This window comes from Streptococcus oralis (assembly GCF_003943385.1).
GTDB lineage: Bacteria > Bacillota > Bacilli > Lactobacillales > Streptococcaceae > Streptococcus > Streptococcus oralis_CA.
Window position 1 is genome coordinate 13148 of sequence record NZ_RJPI01000004.1, and the last position, 19334, is coordinate 32481.

General features: G+C 43.3%; 21 protein-coding genes and 1 riboswitch. Of the genes, 5 read left to right on the forward strand and 16 right to left on the reverse strand.

The annotated features are described in order from the left end of the window. The 10 genes from fabZ to D8803_RS04170 form a co-directional block, all read right to left on the reverse strand. Complete coding sequence (fabZ, locus tag D8803_RS04125) at positions 1 to 423, reverse strand: 3-hydroxyacyl-ACP dehydratase FabZ (RefSeq protein WP_000565515.1); 423 nt, start codon at positions 421 to 423, stop codon at positions 1 to 3. Beyond that, the gene (accB, locus tag D8803_RS04130; RefSeq protein ID WP_061417517.1) at positions 420 to 908 is read right to left on the reverse strand and encodes an acetyl-CoA carboxylase biotin carboxyl carrier protein; all 489 of its coding nucleotides are present in this window, start codon (positions 906 to 908) and stop codon (positions 420 to 422) included. The genes fabZ and accB overlap by 4 nt, the downstream gene beginning before the upstream one ends. Positions 909 to 910: 2 nt before the next feature. After that, positions 911 to 2146: a beta-ketoacyl-ACP synthase II gene (fabF, locus tag D8803_RS04135; protein ID WP_131200336.1), complete on the reverse strand. Its 1236-nt coding sequence runs from the start codon at positions 2144 to 2146 to the stop codon at positions 911 to 913. A 28-nt stretch (positions 2147 to 2174) separates the two neighbouring features. Next, positions 2175 to 2906, reverse strand: a complete 732-nt coding sequence (fabG, locus tag D8803_RS04140; protein ID WP_131200337.1) for a 3-oxoacyl-[acyl-carrier-protein] reductase — start codon at positions 2904 to 2906, stop codon at positions 2175 to 2177. A 44-nt stretch (positions 2907 to 2950) separates the two neighbouring features. Next, positions 2951 to 3871, reverse strand: coding sequence for an ACP S-malonyltransferase (gene fabD / locus D8803_RS04145; protein ID WP_131200338.1), 921 nt, complete (start codon positions 3869 to 3871; stop codon positions 2951 to 2953). Continuing rightward, positions 3864 to 4838: an enoyl-[acyl-carrier-protein] reductase FabK gene (fabK, locus tag D8803_RS04150; RefSeq protein ID WP_131200339.1), complete on the reverse strand. Its 975-nt coding sequence runs from the start codon at positions 4836 to 4838 to the stop codon at positions 3864 to 3866. The genes fabD and fabK overlap by 8 nt, the downstream gene beginning before the upstream one ends. Before the next feature lie 117 nt (positions 4839 to 4955). Continuing rightward, the gene (locus D8803_RS04155; protein ID WP_000257840.1) at positions 4956 to 5180 is read right to left on the reverse strand and encodes an acyl carrier protein; all 225 of its coding nucleotides are present in this window, start codon (positions 5178 to 5180) and stop codon (positions 4956 to 4958) included. A 57-nt stretch (positions 5181 to 5237) separates the two neighbouring features. Beyond that, entirely contained in the window at positions 5238 to 6212 is a 975-nt protein-coding gene (locus D8803_RS04160) for a beta-ketoacyl-ACP synthase III (RefSeq protein ID WP_131200340.1), read from the reverse strand. Continuing rightward, entirely contained in the window at positions 6212 to 6646 is a 435-nt protein-coding gene (locus D8803_RS04165) for a MarR family winged helix-turn-helix transcriptional regulator (protein ID WP_000386342.1), read from the reverse strand. The genes D8803_RS04160 and D8803_RS04165 overlap by 1 nt, the downstream gene beginning before the upstream one ends. 90 nt (positions 6647 to 6736) lie before the next feature. Next, entirely contained in the window at positions 6737 to 7522 is a 786-nt protein-coding gene (locus tag D8803_RS04170; protein ID WP_093586704.1) for an enoyl-CoA hydratase, read from the reverse strand. A 202-nt stretch (positions 7523 to 7724) separates the two neighbouring features. Between D8803_RS04170 and D8803_RS04175 the strand changes: the two genes are divergently transcribed. The 3 genes from D8803_RS04175 to serS all read left to right on the forward strand — a co-directional run bounded on the left by D8803_RS04175 (position 7725) and on the right by serS (position 10951). Next, on the forward strand, positions 7725 to 9089 hold the full coding sequence (locus tag D8803_RS04175; RefSeq protein WP_000869649.1) for an aspartate kinase: 1365 nt from the start codon (positions 7725 to 7727) through the stop codon (positions 9087 to 9089). A 2-nt stretch (positions 9090 to 9091) separates the two neighbouring features. Then, positions 9092 to 9463: a DUF956 family protein gene (locus tag D8803_RS04180; RefSeq protein ID WP_000079370.1), complete on the forward strand. Its 372-nt coding sequence runs from the start codon at positions 9092 to 9094 to the stop codon at positions 9461 to 9463. 213 nt (positions 9464 to 9676) lie between these two features. Further along, positions 9677 to 10951, forward strand: coding sequence for a serine--tRNA ligase (serS, locus tag D8803_RS04185; protein WP_131200341.1), 1275 nt, complete (start codon positions 9677 to 9679; stop codon positions 10949 to 10951). Between the two features lie 25 nt (positions 10952 to 10976). Here the strand turns inward: serS and D8803_RS04190 are convergent, their stop codons facing one another. From D8803_RS04190 to zapA, 6 genes are all read right to left on the reverse strand, one after another. Then, positions 10977 to 11876, reverse strand: a complete 900-nt coding sequence (locus D8803_RS04190) for a TDT family transporter (protein WP_131200342.1) — start codon at positions 11874 to 11876, stop codon at positions 10977 to 10979. Between the two features lie 108 nt (positions 11877 to 11984). Next, positions 11985 to 12533 (reverse strand): carboxymuconolactone decarboxylase family protein, encoded by a 549-nt coding sequence (locus tag D8803_RS04195; RefSeq protein WP_125415717.1) that lies wholly within the window; start codon positions 12531 to 12533, stop codon positions 11985 to 11987. Between the two features lie 131 nt (positions 12534 to 12664). Further along, positions 12665 to 13987 carry an alanine/glycine:cation symporter family protein gene (locus D8803_RS04200; protein WP_125453889.1) on the reverse strand — a complete coding sequence of 441 codons (1323 nt, stop codon included), beginning with the start codon at positions 13985 to 13987 and terminating at the stop codon, positions 12665 to 12667. A 90-nt stretch (positions 13988 to 14077) separates the two neighbouring features. After that, a riboswitch (glycine riboswitch) is annotated at positions 14078 to 14166 on the reverse strand. A 167-nt stretch (positions 14167 to 14333) separates the two neighbouring features. Further along, positions 14334 to 16670 carry an endonuclease MutS2 gene (locus tag D8803_RS04205; RefSeq protein WP_131200343.1) on the reverse strand — a complete coding sequence of 779 codons (2337 nt, stop codon included), beginning with the start codon at positions 16668 to 16670 and terminating at the stop codon, positions 14334 to 14336. Positions 16671 to 16770: 100 nt separating this feature from the next. Further along, on the reverse strand, positions 16771 to 17319 hold the full coding sequence (locus D8803_RS04210; RefSeq protein ID WP_131200344.1) for a CvpA family protein: 549 nt from the start codon (positions 17317 to 17319) through the stop codon (positions 16771 to 16773). Then, positions 17316 to 17618 carry a cell division protein ZapA gene (zapA, locus tag D8803_RS04215; protein WP_131200345.1) on the reverse strand — a complete coding sequence of 101 codons (303 nt, stop codon included), beginning with the start codon at positions 17616 to 17618 and terminating at the stop codon, positions 17316 to 17318. Before zapA ends, D8803_RS04210 begins: the two co-directional genes overlap by 4 nt. Positions 17619 to 17704: 86 nt before the next feature. Here zapA and rnhC point away from each other — a divergent pair, with 86 nt between their 5' ends. After that, on the forward strand, positions 17705 to 18586 hold the full coding sequence (gene rnhC / locus D8803_RS04220; RefSeq protein ID WP_131200346.1) for a ribonuclease HIII: 882 nt from the start codon (positions 17705 to 17707) through the stop codon (positions 18584 to 18586). Between the two features lie 3 nt (positions 18587 to 18589). Continuing rightward, complete coding sequence (gene lepB / locus D8803_RS04225; protein ID WP_001105831.1) at positions 18590 to 19204, forward strand: signal peptidase I; 615 nt, start codon at positions 18590 to 18592, stop codon at positions 19202 to 19204. Positions 19205 to 19334 lie beyond the last annotated feature (130 nt).

Consider the following 19334-nt stretch of genomic DNA (forward strand, 5'->3'; position numbering starts at 1 on the left):
TTAGTTTCCAATTGCAAAGGTAAGAGTACCACTCGCTGCAAGCTTACCATCTACTTCAGCCTTTGCTTCAACCACAGCGATCGTACCACGACGTTTGACAAAAGTAGCCGTCATAACTAATTGGTCACCTGGTACAACTTGCTTCTTGAACTTAACCTTATCCATGCCAGCATAGAAGACCAGTTTCCCTTTATTTTCAGGTTTGGACAATTCCAAGACACCAGCAGTCTGAGCCAAGGCCTCCATGATAAGAACACCTGGCATGACTGGGTATTGAGGAAAATGACCATTGAAGAAAGGTTCGTTGATAGTCACATTTTTAATGGCAACAATGGTATCCTCGCTCACTTCCAAGACACGGTCCACTAGGAGCATAGGGTAGCGATGGGGTAGAGCTTCTTTGATTCCTTGAATATCGATCATTTGATACGTACCAATCCTTTACCGAACTCAACCATTTCTTCATTTGAAACGAGAATTTCTGTCACCACACCATCCTTAGGTGCAGGAATCTCATTCATGACCTTCATGGCTTCGATGATCACCAAAGTCTGGCCTTTTTTAACACTGTCTCCAACTGTGACGAAGGCAGGTTTATCTGGTCCAGCAGCCAAGTAAGCCACCCCTACAAGTGGGCTCTCAACAACATCACCCTCCGGAGCAACCGTCGTTTCAGCTGGTACTGGAGCTTCTTCCACTGCACTCTCTACTGGAGTTGAAGGGGTAGAAACTACTGGACTTGCCGCTACTGCAGCTGGCACTGGAACAACTTGAGTTGGTGCTTCAGAAGCCATTCTTGCTTCATTCTTACTGAACTGCAATTCGTCCGCTCCGTTTTTATAAGAAAATTCTCTCAAACTTGATTGGTCAAATTGAGCCATCAAGTCCTTGATCTCATTTAAATTCATAGTTATTTATTCTCCCAACGTTTGAAAGCAAGAACCGCATTGTGTCCACCAAAACCAAAAGTATTTGAAATAGCATAAGGGATTTCTTGCTCCAAGCCTTGTCCATAAACGACATTCGCTTCGATATAGTCTGACAATTCACTTGTTCCAGCTGTTTTTGGCACGAAGTTATGACGCATGGCTTCAATTGTAGCGATTGCTTCTACCGCTCCCGCAGCTCCAAGCAAGTGTCCTGTAAAGGACTTGGTTGAAGATACAGGTACTTCTTTACCAAGGACAGCTACGATCGCACCACTTTCTCCTTTTTCATTAGCAGGAGTTGAAGTACCGTGAGCATTGACGTAAGCCACTTGCTCTGGAGAAATTTCTGCTTCTTCCAAAGCCAATTTAATTGCCTTGATGGCACCTTGACCTTCTGGATGAGGTGAAGTCATATGGTAAGCATCACAGGTATTTCCATAACCAACTACTTCAGCCAAGATAGTTGCACCACGTTTTTCAGCATGTTCAAGGCTTTCAAGCACCAACATACCAGAACCTTCTCCCATCACAAAACCATTACGGTCTTTATCAAATGGAATAGACGCACGAGTTGGATCCTCTGTAGTTGATAGGGCAGTCAAAGCTTGGAAACCAGCGATGGCAAATGGAGTGATAGAAGCTTCTGATCCACCAACTAACATGACATCTTGGAAACCAAACTTGATTGAGCGGAAGGCATCTCCAATGGCATCATTTGATGAGGCACAGGCTGTATTGATTGATTTACAGATACCGTTTGCTCCGAAGCGCATCGCAACATTACCTGAAGCCATATTTGGCAAGGCTTTTGGAAGTGTCATTGGTTTAACGCGTTTTGGACCTTTTTCATGAAGACGGATAACCTGATCTTCGATTTCTTTAATTCCCCCAATACCAGAAGCAACGATGACACCAAAGCGATCTTTATCGATTGCTTCTACATCAAGATTTGCATTTGTCACCGCTTCTTGAGCCGCATACAAGGCATACAAAGAATAGTTATCAAAACGGTTGGTATCTTTTTTGACAAAGTATTTATCAAATGGGAAATCTTGAACTTCTGCCGCATTGTGCACAGCAAATTCGCTGTGGTCAAATTTAGTGATTTCTCCAATTCCAATCTTCCCAGTTTGCAAACTATTCCAAAATTCTTCTGGAGTATTCCCGATAGGAGAGGTCAATCCGTAACCTGTTACTACAACTCGATTTAGTTTCATCTGTCTTACCTATATCTTTCCTTATTTTTTACATGCTAAGTCCGCCATCAACAGCGAGAACTTGTCCAGTCAAATAATCCTGTCCAGCCAGAAACACTGTAGCATCTGCGATATGTTCTGCTTGACCGAAATGTTTCATTGGGATTTGGGCCAATGTCGCTTCCTTGACCTTATCAGACAAAACAGCAGTCATATCTGATTCGATCATTCCTGGTGCAAGAGCATTTACACGCACATTGCGATTGGCAACCTCACGTGCTACTGACTTGGTAAAACCAATCAAACCTGCTTTAGAAGCCGCATAGTTGGCTTGTCCAATATTTCCCATCAAACCGACCACACTGGACATATTGATAATCGCACCTTCACGTGCCTTGATCATCTGTTTCAAGACTGCTTGCGTCATGTTGAAGGCACCTGTCAAATTGATCTTAATCACTTTTTCAAAGTCTTCTTCGGTCATCTTGAGCATAAGCGTATCCTGAGTGATCCCAGCATTGTTTACCAAGACATCGACAGAACCGAGTTCTGCAATCGCTTGATCTACCATACGCTTAGCATCTGCAAAGTCTGAAACATCGCCTGAGATCGGTACTACTTTGACACCGTAGTTTGAAAACTCAGCCAGCAATTCTTCTGAGATTGCTCCGCGGCTATTCAAGACTACATTAGCACCTAGTTGGGCAAATTTGTGAGCAATGGCAAGACCAATTCCACGACTCGAACCTGTAATAAAGATATTTTTATTTTTTAGTTGCATTCTTTTCTCCTGTTTCCTCTTGTATTTTGTGGGAGAAGGGATCATTAGTTTCCTAACAAAGCATCCAAGCTTGCTTGGTCTTCAACGTTAGCTAGCTTAGCTGATTTATCAATCTTTTTGACAAATCCTGACAGGACTTTCCCTGGACCAATTTCAATAAAATTGGTCACACCAGCATCCTGCATCACAGCAATACTTTCATAAAAACGAACAGGTTCTTTCACCTGACGCGTCAAGAGCTCTTGGATTCGATCTTTTTCCATAATAGCAGCTTCCGTATTGCCGACTAGTGGGCAAGTAAAATCAGAGAAACTCACTCCCTCCAGAGCTCCAGCTAGTTGCTGACTGGCTTGCTCAAGAAGGGCTGTATGGAAAGGACCAGATACATTTAAAGGAATCAATCGTTTTGCTCCTGCTTCCTGCAAGAGTTCAACTGCGCGGTCAACTGCAGCCACCTCACCACCGATAACGATTTGGCTTGGGGTGTTGTAGTTGGCTGGGGTCACTACTCCAACTTTAGAGGCTGCCTCACAAGCTTCCTCAATCACTTCTACTGGAGTATTTAGGACGGCAACCATCTTTCCAGAGCCTGCAGGTGCAGCTTCTTCCATATAAGCACCACGCTTAGCAACCAAGGCAACTGCATCCTCAAAGTCCAAGGCACCACTTGCTACAAGAGCAGAATATTCCCCAAGAGACAATCCTGCTACCATATCCGGCTCGTAGCCCTTTTCTTTCAATAGTCGGTAAATAGCAACCGAAGTCGCTAAAATAGCTGGTTGCGTATAGCGAGTCTGGTTTAACTTGGCTTCTTCCTTATCAATCAAGTCACGAAGATCATAACCCAAAACCTGACTGGCTTGGTCAATTGTTTTCTTGACGATAGGATAGCGATCATAGAGATCACGCCCCATTCCTAGATACTGAGCACCTTGACCTGCAAATAGAAAAGCTGTTTTAGTCATTTCTTACAACTCCTGCCCAACGAGAGGCTTCTTCTTGAATTTTTTTGGCTGCGCCATAGTATAGATCTTTTAGGATTTCTTCGACAGTTTCCTCTTTAGAAACCAAACCAGCGATCTGACCTGCCATGACAGATCCACCTTCCACATCTCCATGAACAACGGCTTTAGCAAGAGCACCAGCTCCCATTTGCTCAAAGATTTCTAAATCTGGATTTTCTTGTTTGAAAGCATCTTTTTCAGCCTGCTCAAAGTCACGTGTCAACTGGTTTTTAATGGCACGAACAGCATGTCCAAAGTGTTGAGCGGAAATAGTCGTATCGATATCACGCGCTTTTAAGATTTTTTCCTTGTAGTTTGGATGGGCGTTAGATTCCTTAGCTACTACAAAACGCGTACCAACTTGAACAGCCTCAGCACCAAGCATAAAGCCTGCAGCGACACCTTCACCGTCCGCAATTCCTCCAGCTGCGATAACCGGAATTGAAACAGCTGCAGCAACTTGACGAACCAAGGTCATCGTTGTTAATTTACCAATATGTCCACCGGCTTCCATTCCTTCTGCAATAACTGCATCTGCACCAATTTTTTCCATGCGTTTTGCCAAAGCAACACTTGGAACAACAGGAATAACTGTAATGCCTGCATCATGGAAACGAGCCATATATTTACTTGGATTTCCTGCACCAGTTGTAACCACCTTGACCCCTTCTTCAATCACGAGATCAACGATGTCTTCTACAAAAGGTGACAAGAGCATGATGTTGACACCAAAAGGTTTGTCCGTAAGTGATTTGATTTTATCGATATTAGCCTTTACGACCTCTTTAGGTGCATTCCCACCACCGATGATCCCTAGACCACCAGCTTTTGATACCGCACCAGCCAAGTCACCATCCGCAACCCAGGCCATTCCTCCTTGAAAAATAGGATAATCAATGTTCAATAATTCTGTAATACGTGTTTTCATAGTGCCTCCATCATTCCTTGCTTACGTAATAGTTCGATGAGTTTATCATTTGAATTTCAAACTATTACCTAAACAAGAGGGAGTGGGTTTCCCCTACTCCTTCTAGTAATATGTTAATTATTTTGTTTGCTCTTCAACGTAGGCAACCAAGTCACCAACTGTTTTTAAGTTATCTTCTGCTTCGATTTGGATATCGAAAGCATCTTCGATTTCAGAGATTACTTGGAACAAGTCCAATGAATCTGCATCCAAATCATCAAAAGTAGATTCAAGTGTTACTTCTGATGCGTCTTTCCCAAGTTCTTCAACGATAATTTCTTGTACTTTTTCAAATACTGCCATGATAGGACTCCTTTAAAATATAAAAAATTTATAACTATGTGTTTACCACATGATTACCTAGATTGTAAGAATGAGTGCGCCCCATGTCAAACCTCCACCGAAGCCTGATAGGAGAATCGTCTGGCTACCATCTAAACGAATCTTGCCATTCTCCACACACTCTGAGAGCAAAATCGGGATACTTGCTGCACTGGTATTTCCATACTCCATCATATTGGCAGGAAGCTTGTCTCGGTTTACACCAATCTTCTTAGCCATCTTATCCAAAATGCGGATATTTGCCTGATGAAGCAAGAGATAATCCAATTCCGATGCTGCGATTGGACTATTTTCAATAGTCTCTTTGATTGATCTAGCAACATCTCGATTTGCAAAATCAAAAACTGCTCGTCCATCCATCTTCAAAAAAGCAGGAACTGCTTCTTGAGCTGAGAAGGGCGAAGCCAGAGCCGTTTGGCCATAGGTCAAACACTCACTCCGAGAGCCATCCGTATAGAGATTTTCCACGAGGAAGTGTCGTGTATCACTCGCTTCCAAGAGAACCCCACCAGCACCATCCCCAAAGAGAACAGCTGTCGAACGATCTGACCAGTCAACCGCCTTGGATAAGGTCTCAGCTCCGATAACAATCCCTTTCTTGAACTGTCCAGAGCTTAAAAACTTTTCAGCAGTTGAGAGAGCAAATACAAAGCCACTGCAAGCTGCTGTAAGATCAAAGGCAAAAGCTCTATGAGCTCCGATATTTGCCTGAACCCGAGCTGCCGTAGAAGGCATCATCGAGTCTGGGGTAATCGTCGCTACAATGATAAAATCAATCTGATCCGCTTTTATGCTCGCCTTAGCCAGCAAACTCTTGGCAACTTCTGTCGCCAAATCACTCGTTGACTCCGTTTTTGAAATATGTCTCTGTTTAATTCCTGTACGGCTTGAAATCCACTCATCGCTTGTATCCATGATTTGGGCCAAGTCTTGATTAGTGACCACTTGCTCTGGAACATAATGAGCAACCTGGCTTATTTTTGCAAAAGCCATTATTTCAAATCCTCCAAAAATTGATAAAGATTAGTCAAGCCCCTGCCCATCACTTCTATTTCTTCAGAACTCATGCCATCGATAATTTTTTCGACCATGGCCTTGTGGAAACGTTTATGAAGGCGGTGAACCAAACGACCTTTCTTTGTCAAATGCAGATAGACCACACGACGATCCTGATCAGAACGAATGCGCTCAACATAACCTTTTCTTTCGAGGTTATTCAAGCTGGTCGTAACAGTTCCAAGAGTGACCATCAGTTCTTTAGAAACCTTACTTGGCGTTGCCTCCGGAAACTTCCCAATCACATCAATCGTGTGCATTTCTTTGATGGAGATGTCTTTGAAACGACTACCTCGTAAGCTAACCTCCTCAATCACAAGGACATTATTAAAAATAGATGTTAAATACTCATTCACTTGTTGGTAGTCCAAAGTATTCCCTCCTTCTCAAAAAAACTTTTGCATTCAAAACATTTGACACGAAAAGTATATCAAACTTCAAAGAATTGTGCAAGTATTTTTTTATTTTCCTGAAAATTTTGGTCGTCTTCTTTCAGAATGAGCTCGGACTCCTTCTTTAAAATCTTCAGTTAAAGACAAAGATTCTTGCAACTTTAATTCCAATTCAGCATAATTCTGCCAATCCTTAAATTGACTTTCCCAAACTAGCTTCTTAATGGCTGCATAGGAATTAGCTGAGCCTCGTCTTAATTTCTTCAGAACTTGTTCTCTTGTCTTTTCTAGCTTATCTGCCTCGCAGACACGGTATACCACGCCCCATTCCAGTGCTTTTTCTGCAGTCAAAGCTTCTCCTGTCATGGCAAGTTGGGCAGCCCGTGTTACCCCGATACTACGACTCAAGAGATGGATCCCACCAGCGTCTGGCGCCAATCCCACTCCAACAAAGGCTTGGATAAATTTTGCCTTATCAGTCGCCAAACAAAAATCGACTGCCACTGCCATATTGGCTGCAGCACCAGCAACCGCTCCATCTACCTCCATCAAGACAGGTTTAGGAATTTGCTTGATTTTATATGAAATTGTATTGACTAATTCTGCAATCTTATTCAAAGAAGGAATGTCATCCTCATCCACTGCACGCTTCATCTCAACCAAATCTCCCCCAACTGAAAAGACCTTCCCATTCGCGTTAATCAAGATAAACTGAACAGCTTGATCCTGTTCTGCTAAGGTTAAAGCTTCTAAAATCTCCTCACACATTGGGATATGGAAACCATTTGCCACTTCGGGACGATTCAAAGTAATGATAGCAAGATCATCTAGGATCTGATATAGGATATGATTCATAGCTTCTCCTTTTATAAGGTGATAAAATTATTTCATTGTCAAAGTATACCTTTTTTTAGATAAAGAGGCAAGAGAAAACCAATCGAAAGTGTCTCGGCTGATCAAAACGCTCACTTTATCCTAAAGACTATACTATTTTCTTCATTGAAAAAAGCCCCTCTTTCTGCTATAATCGTATAAAATACTTACTTGAGGAGTCCCTATGAAGGTTGTAAAATTTGGCGGAAGCTCTCTTGCCTCTGCTAGTCAGTTAGAAAAAGTTTTAAACATCGTTAAAAGCGATAAAGAGCGCCGTTTTGTGGTCGTTTCTGCACCGGGTAAACGCAATTCTGAGGATACCAAGGTTACAGATGCCTTGATCAAATACTATCGTGATTATGTAGCAGGAAATGATATCAGCAAGAGCCAAAACTGGATCATCGATCGCTATGCGGCTATGGTGAGCGAACTAGGCTTAAAACCATCAGTTCTAGAAAAAATTTCTAAAAGCATCCGTGCCTTAGCGACTCTTCCTATTGAGGAAAATGACTTTCTCTATGACACCTTCCTAGCAGCTGGAGAAAACAACAATGCCAAACTTATCGCAGCTTACTTTAACCAAAACGGCATCGATGCGCGCTATGTTCACCCTAGAGAAGCGGGAATTATCGTAACAAGCGAACCTGGAAATGCTCGCATCATTCCATCTAGCTATGACAAGATTGAAGGCTTGGCTGACAGCAACGAAGTCCTTGTTATTCCTGGTTTCTTTGGGGTCACTAAGGAAAATCAAATCTGTACCTTCTCCCGTGGTGGATCCGACATAACTGGTTCCATCATCGCTGCCGGTGTCAAAGCCGACCTCTACGAAAACTTTACAGATGTCGATGGTATCTTTGCTGCCCATCCAGGTATCATTCACCAACCACACTCAATCCCTGAGTTGACCTACCGTGAAATGCGTGAGTTGGCATATGCTGGATTTTCAGTCCTTCACGATGAAGCCCTGCTCCCTGCCTACCGTGGGAAAATTCCTCTGGTTATCAAAAATACCAATAACCCTGACCATCCGGGTACTCGTATCGTTCTGAAACACAGTAGTGATAAATTCCCAGTAGTAGGGATTGCGGGTGACTCAGGATTTGTCAGCATCAACATGTCGAAATACCTCATGAACCGTGAAGTTGGTTTTGGTCGCAAGGTTCTGCAAATCCTTGAAGATCTTAACATCGGATGGGAACACATGCCAACAGGTATCGATGATCTTTCAATCATTCTCCGCTCTCGCGAACTCACTCCTATCAAGGAAGAAGAAATTCTGCGTCAACTCGTTCAAAAGGCTGAAGTGGACCATGCTGAAATCGAACACGACCTTTCCATCATTATGATTGTCGGAGAAAAAATGAAGAGTCACATCGGTGTAACAGCTACAGCGACACGTGCTTTGTCTGAGAATAAAATCAACATCCAGATGATGTCCCAAGGTTCAAGTGAAGTTTCCATCATGTTTGTTGTCAATAAAGACCAAGAAAAGGCTGCTATCAAGGCTCTCTACCATGCCTTTTTCGATGAAAGTAAGGAAGACTAATCATGGCCCAATCTCTCAATAAAGTCATTGACCTCCAAACCACTGGAACATCTTACCTCTCTATCTCTGGAAAAGTTGGAAAATTTCTAGTCGGGGACCAAGCCTTGGAGTTTTATCCCGATGTCAATGTCGAACAATATATCCAGATTCCCTGGTCCAGCATTCAGCAAATCGGAGCCAACGTAAGTGGCCGCAAGATCAGCCGCCACTTTGAAGTCTTCACTGATCAAGGTAAATTCCTCTTTGCCTCAAAAGACTCTGGGGCTATCCTCAAAATCGCTCGGGAAAAATTAGGAAACGACAAGGTCGTGAAACTTCCGACTCTGCTCCAGACCATTGGACAAAAATTTAAAAATCTATTTGCAAAAAAGTAGAAACTTTAGTATAATCATAGCAACGGATAAGTAAGTTATCCTCTTCTTTCAGAAAGTCTGCGGATGCTGCGAGCAGATAGAGGAGATAAGTGAAATTCTACCGTTATCAACAATTAAATACAGAATCAAGTGCACACCTGTGAAGTTGGATGGAACCGTGGCCCTGCCACTCCAACGCTTTGTTAGGTGTGCTTTTTTCATAAAGGAGTTCTTATGTTAGATATCAAACGTATTCGTACAGACTTTGATGCTGTCGCTGAAAAACTAGCTACACGTGGTGTAGATGCTGCTATCCTTAACGAAATGAAAGAAATCGACGCTAAACGTCGTGACATCTTGGTCAAGGTTGAAAATCTCAAGGCAGAACGTAACACAGTTTCTGCAGAGATTGCTCAAGCCAAGCGCAATAAGGAAAATGCTGATGACAAGATTGCTGCTATGCAAGCTCTCTCTGCTGAAGTAAAATCTCTCGATGCTGAATTGGCAGAAATCGATGCTAAATTGACAGAATTTACCACTACTCTTCCAAACATCCCAGCTGACAGCGTTCCTATCGGAGCTGATGAGGATGACAACGTTGAAGTTCGCCGTTGGGGAACTCCGCGCGAGTTTGACTTCGAACCAAAAGCTCACTGGGATCTTGGTGAAGACCTTGGTATCCTTGACTGGGAACGTGGTGGAAAAGTAACAGGAGCTCGCTTCCTCTTCTATAAAGGGCTTGGGGCTCGTTTGGAACGTGCTATCTACAACTTCATGTTGGATGAGCATGGTAAAGAGGGCTATACGGAAGTTATCACACCTTACATGGTTAACCATGACTCAATGTTTGGTACTGGTCAATATCCAAAATTCAAGGAAGATACCTTTGAATTGAGTGACACCAACTATGTACTCATTCCTACTGCTGAAGTGCCTCTTACAAACTACTACCGTGATGAAATCCTTGATGGAAAAGACCTACCAATTTACTTCACTGCTATGAGCCCATCATTCCGTTCTGAAGCAGGTTCAGCAGGCCGTGACACACGTGGCTTGATTCGTTTGCACCAATTCCACAAGGTTGAAATGGTCAAATTTGCCAAACCAGAAGAATCTTACGAAGAATTGGAAAAAATGACAGCCAACGCTGAAAATATTCTTCAAAAACTCAACCTTCCATACCGTGTCGTTGCTCTCTCTACTGGGGACATGGGCTTCTCAGCTGCCAAGACTTACGACTTGGAAGTTTGGATTCCAGCCCAAAATACCTATCGTGAAATCTCAAGTTGTTCAAATACAGAAGATTTCCAAGCTCGTCGTGCCCAAATCCGTTACCGTGATGAAGCCGATGGCAAGGTGAAACTCCTTCACACCTTGAACGGTTCTGGACTTGCAGTTGGACGTACAGTGGCTGCTATTCTTGAAAACTACCAAAATGAAGATGGTTCTGTGACCATCCCTGAAGTTCTTCGTCCATACATGGGTGGAGCTGAAGTTATCAAACCATAAAAAATAAGGCCTAGCTAGAAGATAGCTAGACCTTTTTTCGTAACCAAATCAGGTAAGCACCCAATACAAAGAATAAAATAGTGAGGCAAATAACGGTTTCAGCCAATACCAGATAATCCAGAAAAGGAAGTTTCAAAATTCCCTGAGCCATCTTGAGCGAAGTAGCTGTGATAATGGTTGGAAAGGTGAGGGCTGAGAAGGCTGGTTGAAAGCCTTGTTTTAAAATATTGGGCAGGCGAGTTAAAACAAAGAAAAAGAAAGATTGAGACGCCAAAATCATGACGATTAAGAGCCATGTTGGCAAGCTTGCCCCTCCAACTCGAACTAGTGAGGCCAAGAGTAGGGAAAAGGGAGCACAGTAGATTCCTTCTTGTCCAAGCAAGGCCATTGGGAGTGGATGTTTCTTTAAATCGCTATAAATAAGCGGATAGAGATAGAAGGTCAAGACAAAACCAAAAATCAAGGTTGCATAGGCAATTTCAATGATTCCGACAAGAGGATAGGTCAAGGCTGCCACAGCTATCCCCACATAGAGTACCGTCCAGCTAGGAGTCGCATTGACCCTCCGCCCTGGACAGGCAAATTTGATGGAAAAAATAGCAATCAAAACCAAATCCAAGAGAAATGAAAACCACCAGATCCCTTGTGCGAGCAAAGGAAGAGCAGGGAATACGCGAAAGACATAGGTCGCTAAAATCATCCCAGCCATAGGAAAAGTGGCCATCCCAGACAAAAGAGGGGGCTTGGTCAATTCTTGCTTGGTTTCTTCCCAATTAAAAAGATGAACAACAAGAAAGAAAATCCACAAAACTAAACCAGTCAGACTCAATAAATGCGACAGAACAGGCAAAGTATCTGCAATCAGATTCCCTGCACCTGCTAAACCTAATAAACAGCCAGAAAATACCAAGGGGAGCTTTTTCATCCTAGCCTCCAATAATCATGTTATTATTAGTATAGCATAAAAGCCTTTAAAATAGCATAGAAAAATGAAGACTGGATAAATCAGCCTTCATTTTATTTATGATTCGAACTAGGCATAAGGTTGCAATTCTGGATTAATGGGCGTATTGGCTAGGTTGTTGGCATAGTTGCAAAGGCTGGCTAGGCTGACACCGAGAACTACGTCCAAGGCATTTTGTTGCGTATAGCCGACTTCTAAGAATTCAGCCAAAGCTTCATCTCCTACACGACCCTTGGTATTGATGACTGCCAAGGTAAACTTGGCTAGGGTGTCTAGTTTTGGATCTGTTTCAATCGGAGTGCGGTTGCGAAGGGCTTGAAGAAGATCATCATTCATCTGGATTTGTTTGATTGAAAAGGCAGTATGACCTGCCACGCAGAAAGCACAACCATTGGTCACGGCTGCCGTGATTTGCACTACTTCGCGTTCCACTGGTGTCAGGCTATTGCGACGGTTGATAGCTCCGACAGTTCGGTAGGCTTCAAGGGCGGTAGGGGCATTGGCCAAGAGACCAATTAGGTTGGGAATATAGCCATTGTTGTCTTTTTGTACTGTTTCAAGAACTTCTTTCACTTCTGCTGGGGCTGATTCTACTGTATGGATGGTAAATGTTGTCATAAGAAACCTCTTTTCATTTTATTGTCATTTAGTCTATCATAGAATTTCCCCCTTGAATAATATATATTTTCAATCGCCTTGATAGAAAATGTCTATGAAATGAAAAAAATCACACTAAAAGTGTGATTGGGTTAGTGTTTAAAATACTTTTTAGTCTCAGCAATGACGACTGGCGACAAGACTAAGAGGGCAATCAAGTTTGGTAAAGCCATCAAGGCGTTGACAATGTCTGCGATAATCCAAACCATATCCAACTCGATAAATCCTCCCAACAAGACCATGACTACAAAGACTACACGGTAAAGCCAGATAAAACGAACACCGAAGAGAAACTCGAAACAGCGCTCTCCATAATAGTTCCAACCTAAAATTGTCGTAAAGGCAAAGAGAACAAGGAAGATGGTCAAAAGGGCAGGCCCAAAGTGTGAAAAAACTGTTGAAAAGGCTGACTGGGTCAAGGCAACACCATTTAAATCTCCGCTCCAAACACCAGTTACTAAGATTGTTAGACCTGTCAGAGTACAGATAATCAAAGTATCAATAAAGGTTCCTGTCATGGAAATCAAGCCTTGCTCTACAGGCTCATTAGTCTTAGCTGCAGCCGCTGCAATGGGAGCTGAACCAAGACCAGATTCGTTAGAGAAGACTCCTCGCGCCACACCATTTTGGATAGCCATCCGAATGCTTGCACCTGCAAAACCACCTACCGCAGCAGCTGGACTAAAGGCTGAAGCAAAGATCAGGGCAAGTGTGGCTGGGATTTTCTCGATATTAAAGAGTATAACTGTAAGAGTTCCTAAAATATAGACAATAGCCATAAAAGGAACGACTGCTGTCGAAACTTTTGAAATGGATTTGAGGCCACCAAAGACTGCAATCGCTACAAAAACAGACAAAACGAGAGCCGTGATAGCTGGATCAACTTGGGCTGTATTTTGAATGGATTCTGTAATCGAATTGACTTGGGTAAAGGTACCAATCCCTAGAAGAGCCACCAATACACCAGCTAGGGCAAAGAAGATAGCAAGTGGACGCCACTTTTCTCCCATTCCCAAAAGGATGTAGTGCATGGGTCCTCCAGCTACAGCTCCATTTGCATCCTTGCTACGGTATTTGATGGCCAGCAAGCCTTCAGCATACTTGGTTGCCATCCCAAAGAAGGCCGCCATCCACATCCAAAAGAGGGCCCCTGGCCCACCAACCTTGATGGCTGTCGCGACCCCGATGATATTTCCCGTTCCAACGGTGGCTGCTAGAGCCGTACATAAGGCCGCAAAGCTCGACACATCTCCATGTCCCTTGTCCTTGGTAAAAATCAACTGAAAGGCCTTGGGGAGACGAGCCACTTGTAAAAGGCCTAGACGAATGGTCAGATAGATTCCCGTTCCGACCAATAAGATTAAAAGGGGAGGCCCCCAAACGAAAGCATCAAGCGCTTTGAGCAATTCTAACATTTCCTTCTCCTATCTTTTCAACCCCAAAAGAAAGAGCACATGCAAGATACATGTACTCTGGAATGCCTAGATAAATGCTAAAAAGCGGTCTATCTTAGCTCTGTCCTTTTACCTGAGAGTTTGAGCAGTTGCCTGCCTTGCCCCTTCGGTGCCTTTACGGTCTCTCCAGAGTTCCGTCCATTTACAGTCATGGAAAACAAACCTTTCTCCATTTCTATTAAACTTCATTCGGTGTTGGTATTTTATTTTTTATTATTCTACAAGAAAAGTTAGCCTTTGTCAATGTTTTCTATGAAAATTTTTAGTTTTCATTTCTTTTTCCAGAAAGATTGACTCCTTCTTCTCTCTATCCTTTAAAGGTCACAATGGTTACGCCACTGCCTCCAGCATTCTGTGGGGCATAACCAAAACTCTTAACATGCTTGTTTCTTTGTAGGTATTTGGTGACGCCCTCACGGATGACTCCCGTACCGATACCATGGATAATGTCTACCTGCGCCATGTTATTGAGCAAGGCTTGGTCAATAAAGGCATCCAGCTCATTCATGGCTTCTTCGTACCGTTTACCACGAAGATCTAGTCTCGCCTGTGGACCAAGACCAGATGCACGTTTGACGACATTGACTTGTTTTTTCTTGACTGGGGCTTCTTGCTGAGCCTGAACAAGGTCAAATTCTTTCTCTTCCAAGGTCATCTTGATCAAACCAACTTGGGCTTCCCAGCGACCATCCTTAAGTTGATTGGTAAGGGTACCACGCTGACCATAACTGAGAACAATGATATCATCCCCAACCTTTGGAGCTCGTTTTTTCTTTGCCTTTTGAAGGACCTTGTTTTTAGACAAGTCGACTTTTTCAGGGGCCAGTTTCTTCAGCTCAGCCTTGGCTTCAATGATTTCATGGGGTTTGAGTTGAGACTTACTGTGGAGGTTCTTGAGAATCTGGTCACTCTCATTTAGAGCAAGTTCCACAATCTCGACTGCTTGTTCACGCGCCTTGTTAAGCTCGGTTTCTTTTTCACGATTGAGTTCGTTGTAGAGCTTTTTAAGAGCTCGATTCATCTTGAGGTTTTCTTGCTCCACCTCACGGATATTGTCCAAGCGTTTACGGTTTTCAAGCGTTTGCTCTTCCAATTGTTCAATGATGCGGTTAACATCATTATCCTGATCAACCTGCTGACTAGCATCCCCTACGATGACATCTGACAAGCCCAGGCGTTTGGCAATTTCAAAGGCATTGCTTCGACCAGGAACTCCCTGCATAAAGCGATAGGTCGGACGCAGGCTGGCTGTGTCAAACTCCATACTGGCATTTTGCACAAAGGCTGTCTCAATACCGTAGGCCTTGAGCTCTGGATAGTGGGTCGTCGCCATAGTCTTGACCTGACGCAGACGAAGATCCTCCAGAATAGCCATAGCAAGTGCTGCTCCTTCCTGCGGATCGGTCCCTGCCCCAAGCTCATCTAGCAATAAGAGCGAGTGTTGGTTGACCTTGCCAAGAATATCTACGATATTGGTCATGTGGCTGGAGAAGGTAGACAAGCTTTGCTCGATAGACTGCTCATCCCCAATATCTGCGAAAATCTCTTCGAAAATACCGACACGGCTTCCCTTATCAGCTAAAATGGGCAAGCCTGACTGGGCCATGAGTTGGCTCAAACCCAAGGTTTTGAGCATGATAGTCTTCCCACCAGTATTGGGACCTGTAATGACAATAGCCGTTAATTCCTTACCAAAGTGTATATCGTTCGCGACAGCATTTTTGACCAAAGGATGGCGAACATGAAGAAGCTGAATCTCTTGGTTCTCTGAAAATTGAGGAACGACTGCTTGTCTTTCTTGGATGAAACGTACCTTGGCACGAATCAGATCCAGATGGCCGATGATCCAAGCGTCATTGGCAATCTCTGCAGCATGAGGGCGGACCCGTTCTGAGAGCTCCTGCAAGATACGAATCATCTCATAGCGTTCGTCTGCTCGCAGACTAGCGATTTCTTCGCTCAACTTGACCACCTCACGTGGCTCGATATAGACCGTGTTTCCACTAGCAGAGATGTCGTGGACAACACCTGCAATCTTGTTACGATAGGTGTTCTTGACTGGTAAGACTTGACGGCCATTTCGGCTAGCGATTATGCCTTCCGTCAACATCTGCGCTTTTTGCTTGAGTAAGTCTTGCAAGACATCTCGAACTTGACTCTCGCTATCATGGATTTTCCGACGGATGCATGCTAGCTCTTCACTGGCGAAATTTTCGATAAATCCTGCATCATTTAGGGATTGAAGACTCCCTTGCAAGTGTGGAAAATCATGTAGTTTTTCAAACCATCTCGCCAACTGTTCCAAGCGAACATTTTCGAGATTAGCATAAAAACTTTGCAACTCTCTGCTAGCCAGTAAGACCCGTTTAAGGAGTAGGAACTCCTCAATATTGAGGTCTGCTCCCATCTCCAGACGCTTGCAAACTGCTGAAATCTCACGTGTCGCTAGGATGGTAAAGTGAGGTTGCTCCACAAAAAGCGCCTGCATTTCCTCCATCTCTGTAAAGGCTTGTTTGATCTTATCCACCTTGGCAGTTGGAGCCAAGACTTTTAACTCCTCTAGGCCTTGTTCTGTCAAGAGATGCGGTTCAAACAAGGACTTGATTTTATTAAATTCTAAGGTTTCTAGTATTTTTGTATTCATATTTTTTCCTTGTATATTTGTTTACAAAATCGTAGCAACTAGAGGTTTTGACCTAGTCCTCCAATCTGTAAACAAAGGGCTAGGAAAAATCCCGCCCTTTTTATCCGATTAAATTTGTCACCCAGAGTTGTTTGATAAAGTTTGTCGTAAAAGGGATACTTTGGATGATGTGTTTAGCTACCACGCTCTTTTCAAGTGAATTTTGAACGGCTGCCATAGGCACCGTTGCAAGAATGGTCAAAGCCATTTGCAAGACAAATAAGGTTACCAATAGAGACAAGACACCTGATCCGATACGAAACCAGGTGCCCCCTAGCTTCTTAGTCAGAATCAAATGTAGAAACAAACCGATAAAACGTCCGATACTGTAACAAATTCCGAAAACTAGAAGGTAGGCCAGCCCCGCATAAAAGACCTTGTCTAGATGAAAAAGCTGGGCTGAAGGGAAGAAAAAGGTACCCTGTCCTTCCTGAGGATTAGCATAAGGGACAAGCAAGTGAAATTGATTTCCCAGCGATTTATAAAACTGCCCAGCAACAAAGGCTGAAATCACTGCCACGAGGAAATAATAAACTTGCAGCACCAGACCTCTACGGTAGCCGATGTAAAAACCCCAAGCTAGAACCAGTAAGAGAAGGATCGAAATCATAGGGAATCCTCAATCTTGCTCTGCTCTTGCTTGACAGCCACTAACTTATTTCGAAGTTCTTTAAGCTCCTGCTCCTTATCGTCAAACTCAATCTCACGACTAAGCTGCGTCGATAGGCTGTTAATTGCTAAAAGAAGCGCAATGGTTTCATCATCCGCCCCAGGCATTTGTTCCTTAATTGCTTGGTATTTTTCAGTCGCAACCTTGGCAATTTCCTCCATAAAGAGGTTGTCATGCTCGGTTGTCAAGGTTAATGTTTTTTTCCCGAATGTAAACTTATATCGATTTAGATTTGCCATAAAATTCACCTCACGATATTATACCAAATTTCGCTAACTTTGTCAGTTTTTACCAATTCTCCTGCTTTTGTGGTACAATAGAGACTATGGCAAGTATCACACTCACACCAAATGAACAGGAAATTCAGAGCTTTTTGAATCAGTATCAGAAGGCTCTCAGTCCTAGTAAAAATCCTTATATTCGCTATTTTTTGCGACTGCCTCAGGCAACGGTTTCCATTTATACTTCTGGAAAAGTCCTCCTGCAGGGCGAAATGGCTGAGCAATACGCCAGTTTCTTTGGTTACCAAGTTCAACAAGAAAACAGTGGACAAGATTTTCCTATGATTGGGACTGATGAGGTGGGAAATGGTTCCTACTTTGGCGGGCTGGCTGTCGTGGCTTCCTTTGTGAAACCTGACCAACACAACTTCTTGCGAGAACTCGGCGTAGGGGATTCCAAGACTCTGACAGACCAAAAGATTCGTCAGATTGCCCCTATCCTCAAGGAAAAAATCCAGCACCAAGCGCTCCTCCTTTCACCGAGCAAGTACAACGAAGTTATCGGAGAGCGTTACAATGCTGTTTCTGTAAAGGTTGCCCTTCACAACCAGGCTATCTTTCTCCTCCTCCAAAAAGGAGTCCAGCCAGAAAAAATCGTGATTGACGCTTTTACAAGTCCTAAAAACTATAACAAGTACTTGGCGCAAGAAGCCAACCGTTTTCCAAACAAAATTAGCTTAGAAGAAAAAGCCGAGGGAAAATACCTGGCTGTTGCAGTTAGCTCCATCATCGCTCGTGACCTCTTCCTCGAAAACTTGGAAAATCTTGGACGAGAACTAGGCTATCAACTGCCAAGCGGCGCTGGAACTGCATCTGATAAGGTTGCTAGCAAAGTCCTTCAAGCCTATGGCATGAAAGGACTTCGTTTCTGTGCCAAACTGCATTTTAAAAACACTGAAAAAGCCAAAGCACTTCTAGAAAGGTAAATTATGAATTATTTTAAAACATTTCTAAAAGAGTGGGGACTTACGTTCCTCATCATTATACTAGTCGGTCTTAGTCGTCTCTTTCTCTGGACCAATGTCCGTGTGGAAGGACACTCTATGGATCCGACCCTAGCTGATGGAGAGATTCTCTTTGTCGTCAAACACCTCCCTATCAACCGTTTTGACATTGTAGTTGCTCATGAAGATGATGGAAATAAAGACATCGTTAAACGCGTCATCGGCATGCCTGGTGATACCATTCGCTACGAAAACGACAAGCTCTTTATCAACAATCAAGAAACCGACGAACCTTACCTAGCAGACTACCTCCAACAGTTTAAAAATGATAAACTGCAAAACGCCTATTCGGGGAAAGGCTTTGAAGGAGATAAGGGGGTGTATTTTAGAAGTCTAGCCCAGAAAGCTCAGGCCTTTACTGTCGATGTGAATTTCAACACCAGTTTCAGCTTTACAGTACCTGAGGGCGAGTACCTCCTCCTTGGAGATGACCGTTTGGTTTCCAGTGACAGTCGCCATGTCGGAACCTTTAAAGCCAGTCAAATCAAAGGAGAAGCCAAATTCCGTTTCTGGCCACTCAACCGTATCGGAATCTTTTAAAATCAGCAACTAGATGCTGTGATAGTCTTTTTGAGTTAGCTTTTAGGATTAGATTGCAACTTGGCAATATCTTGTACCAAGTCCCAAATCAAAGGAAAGCCTAACTGAAAGCTCTATCCCAGCTCTTTTT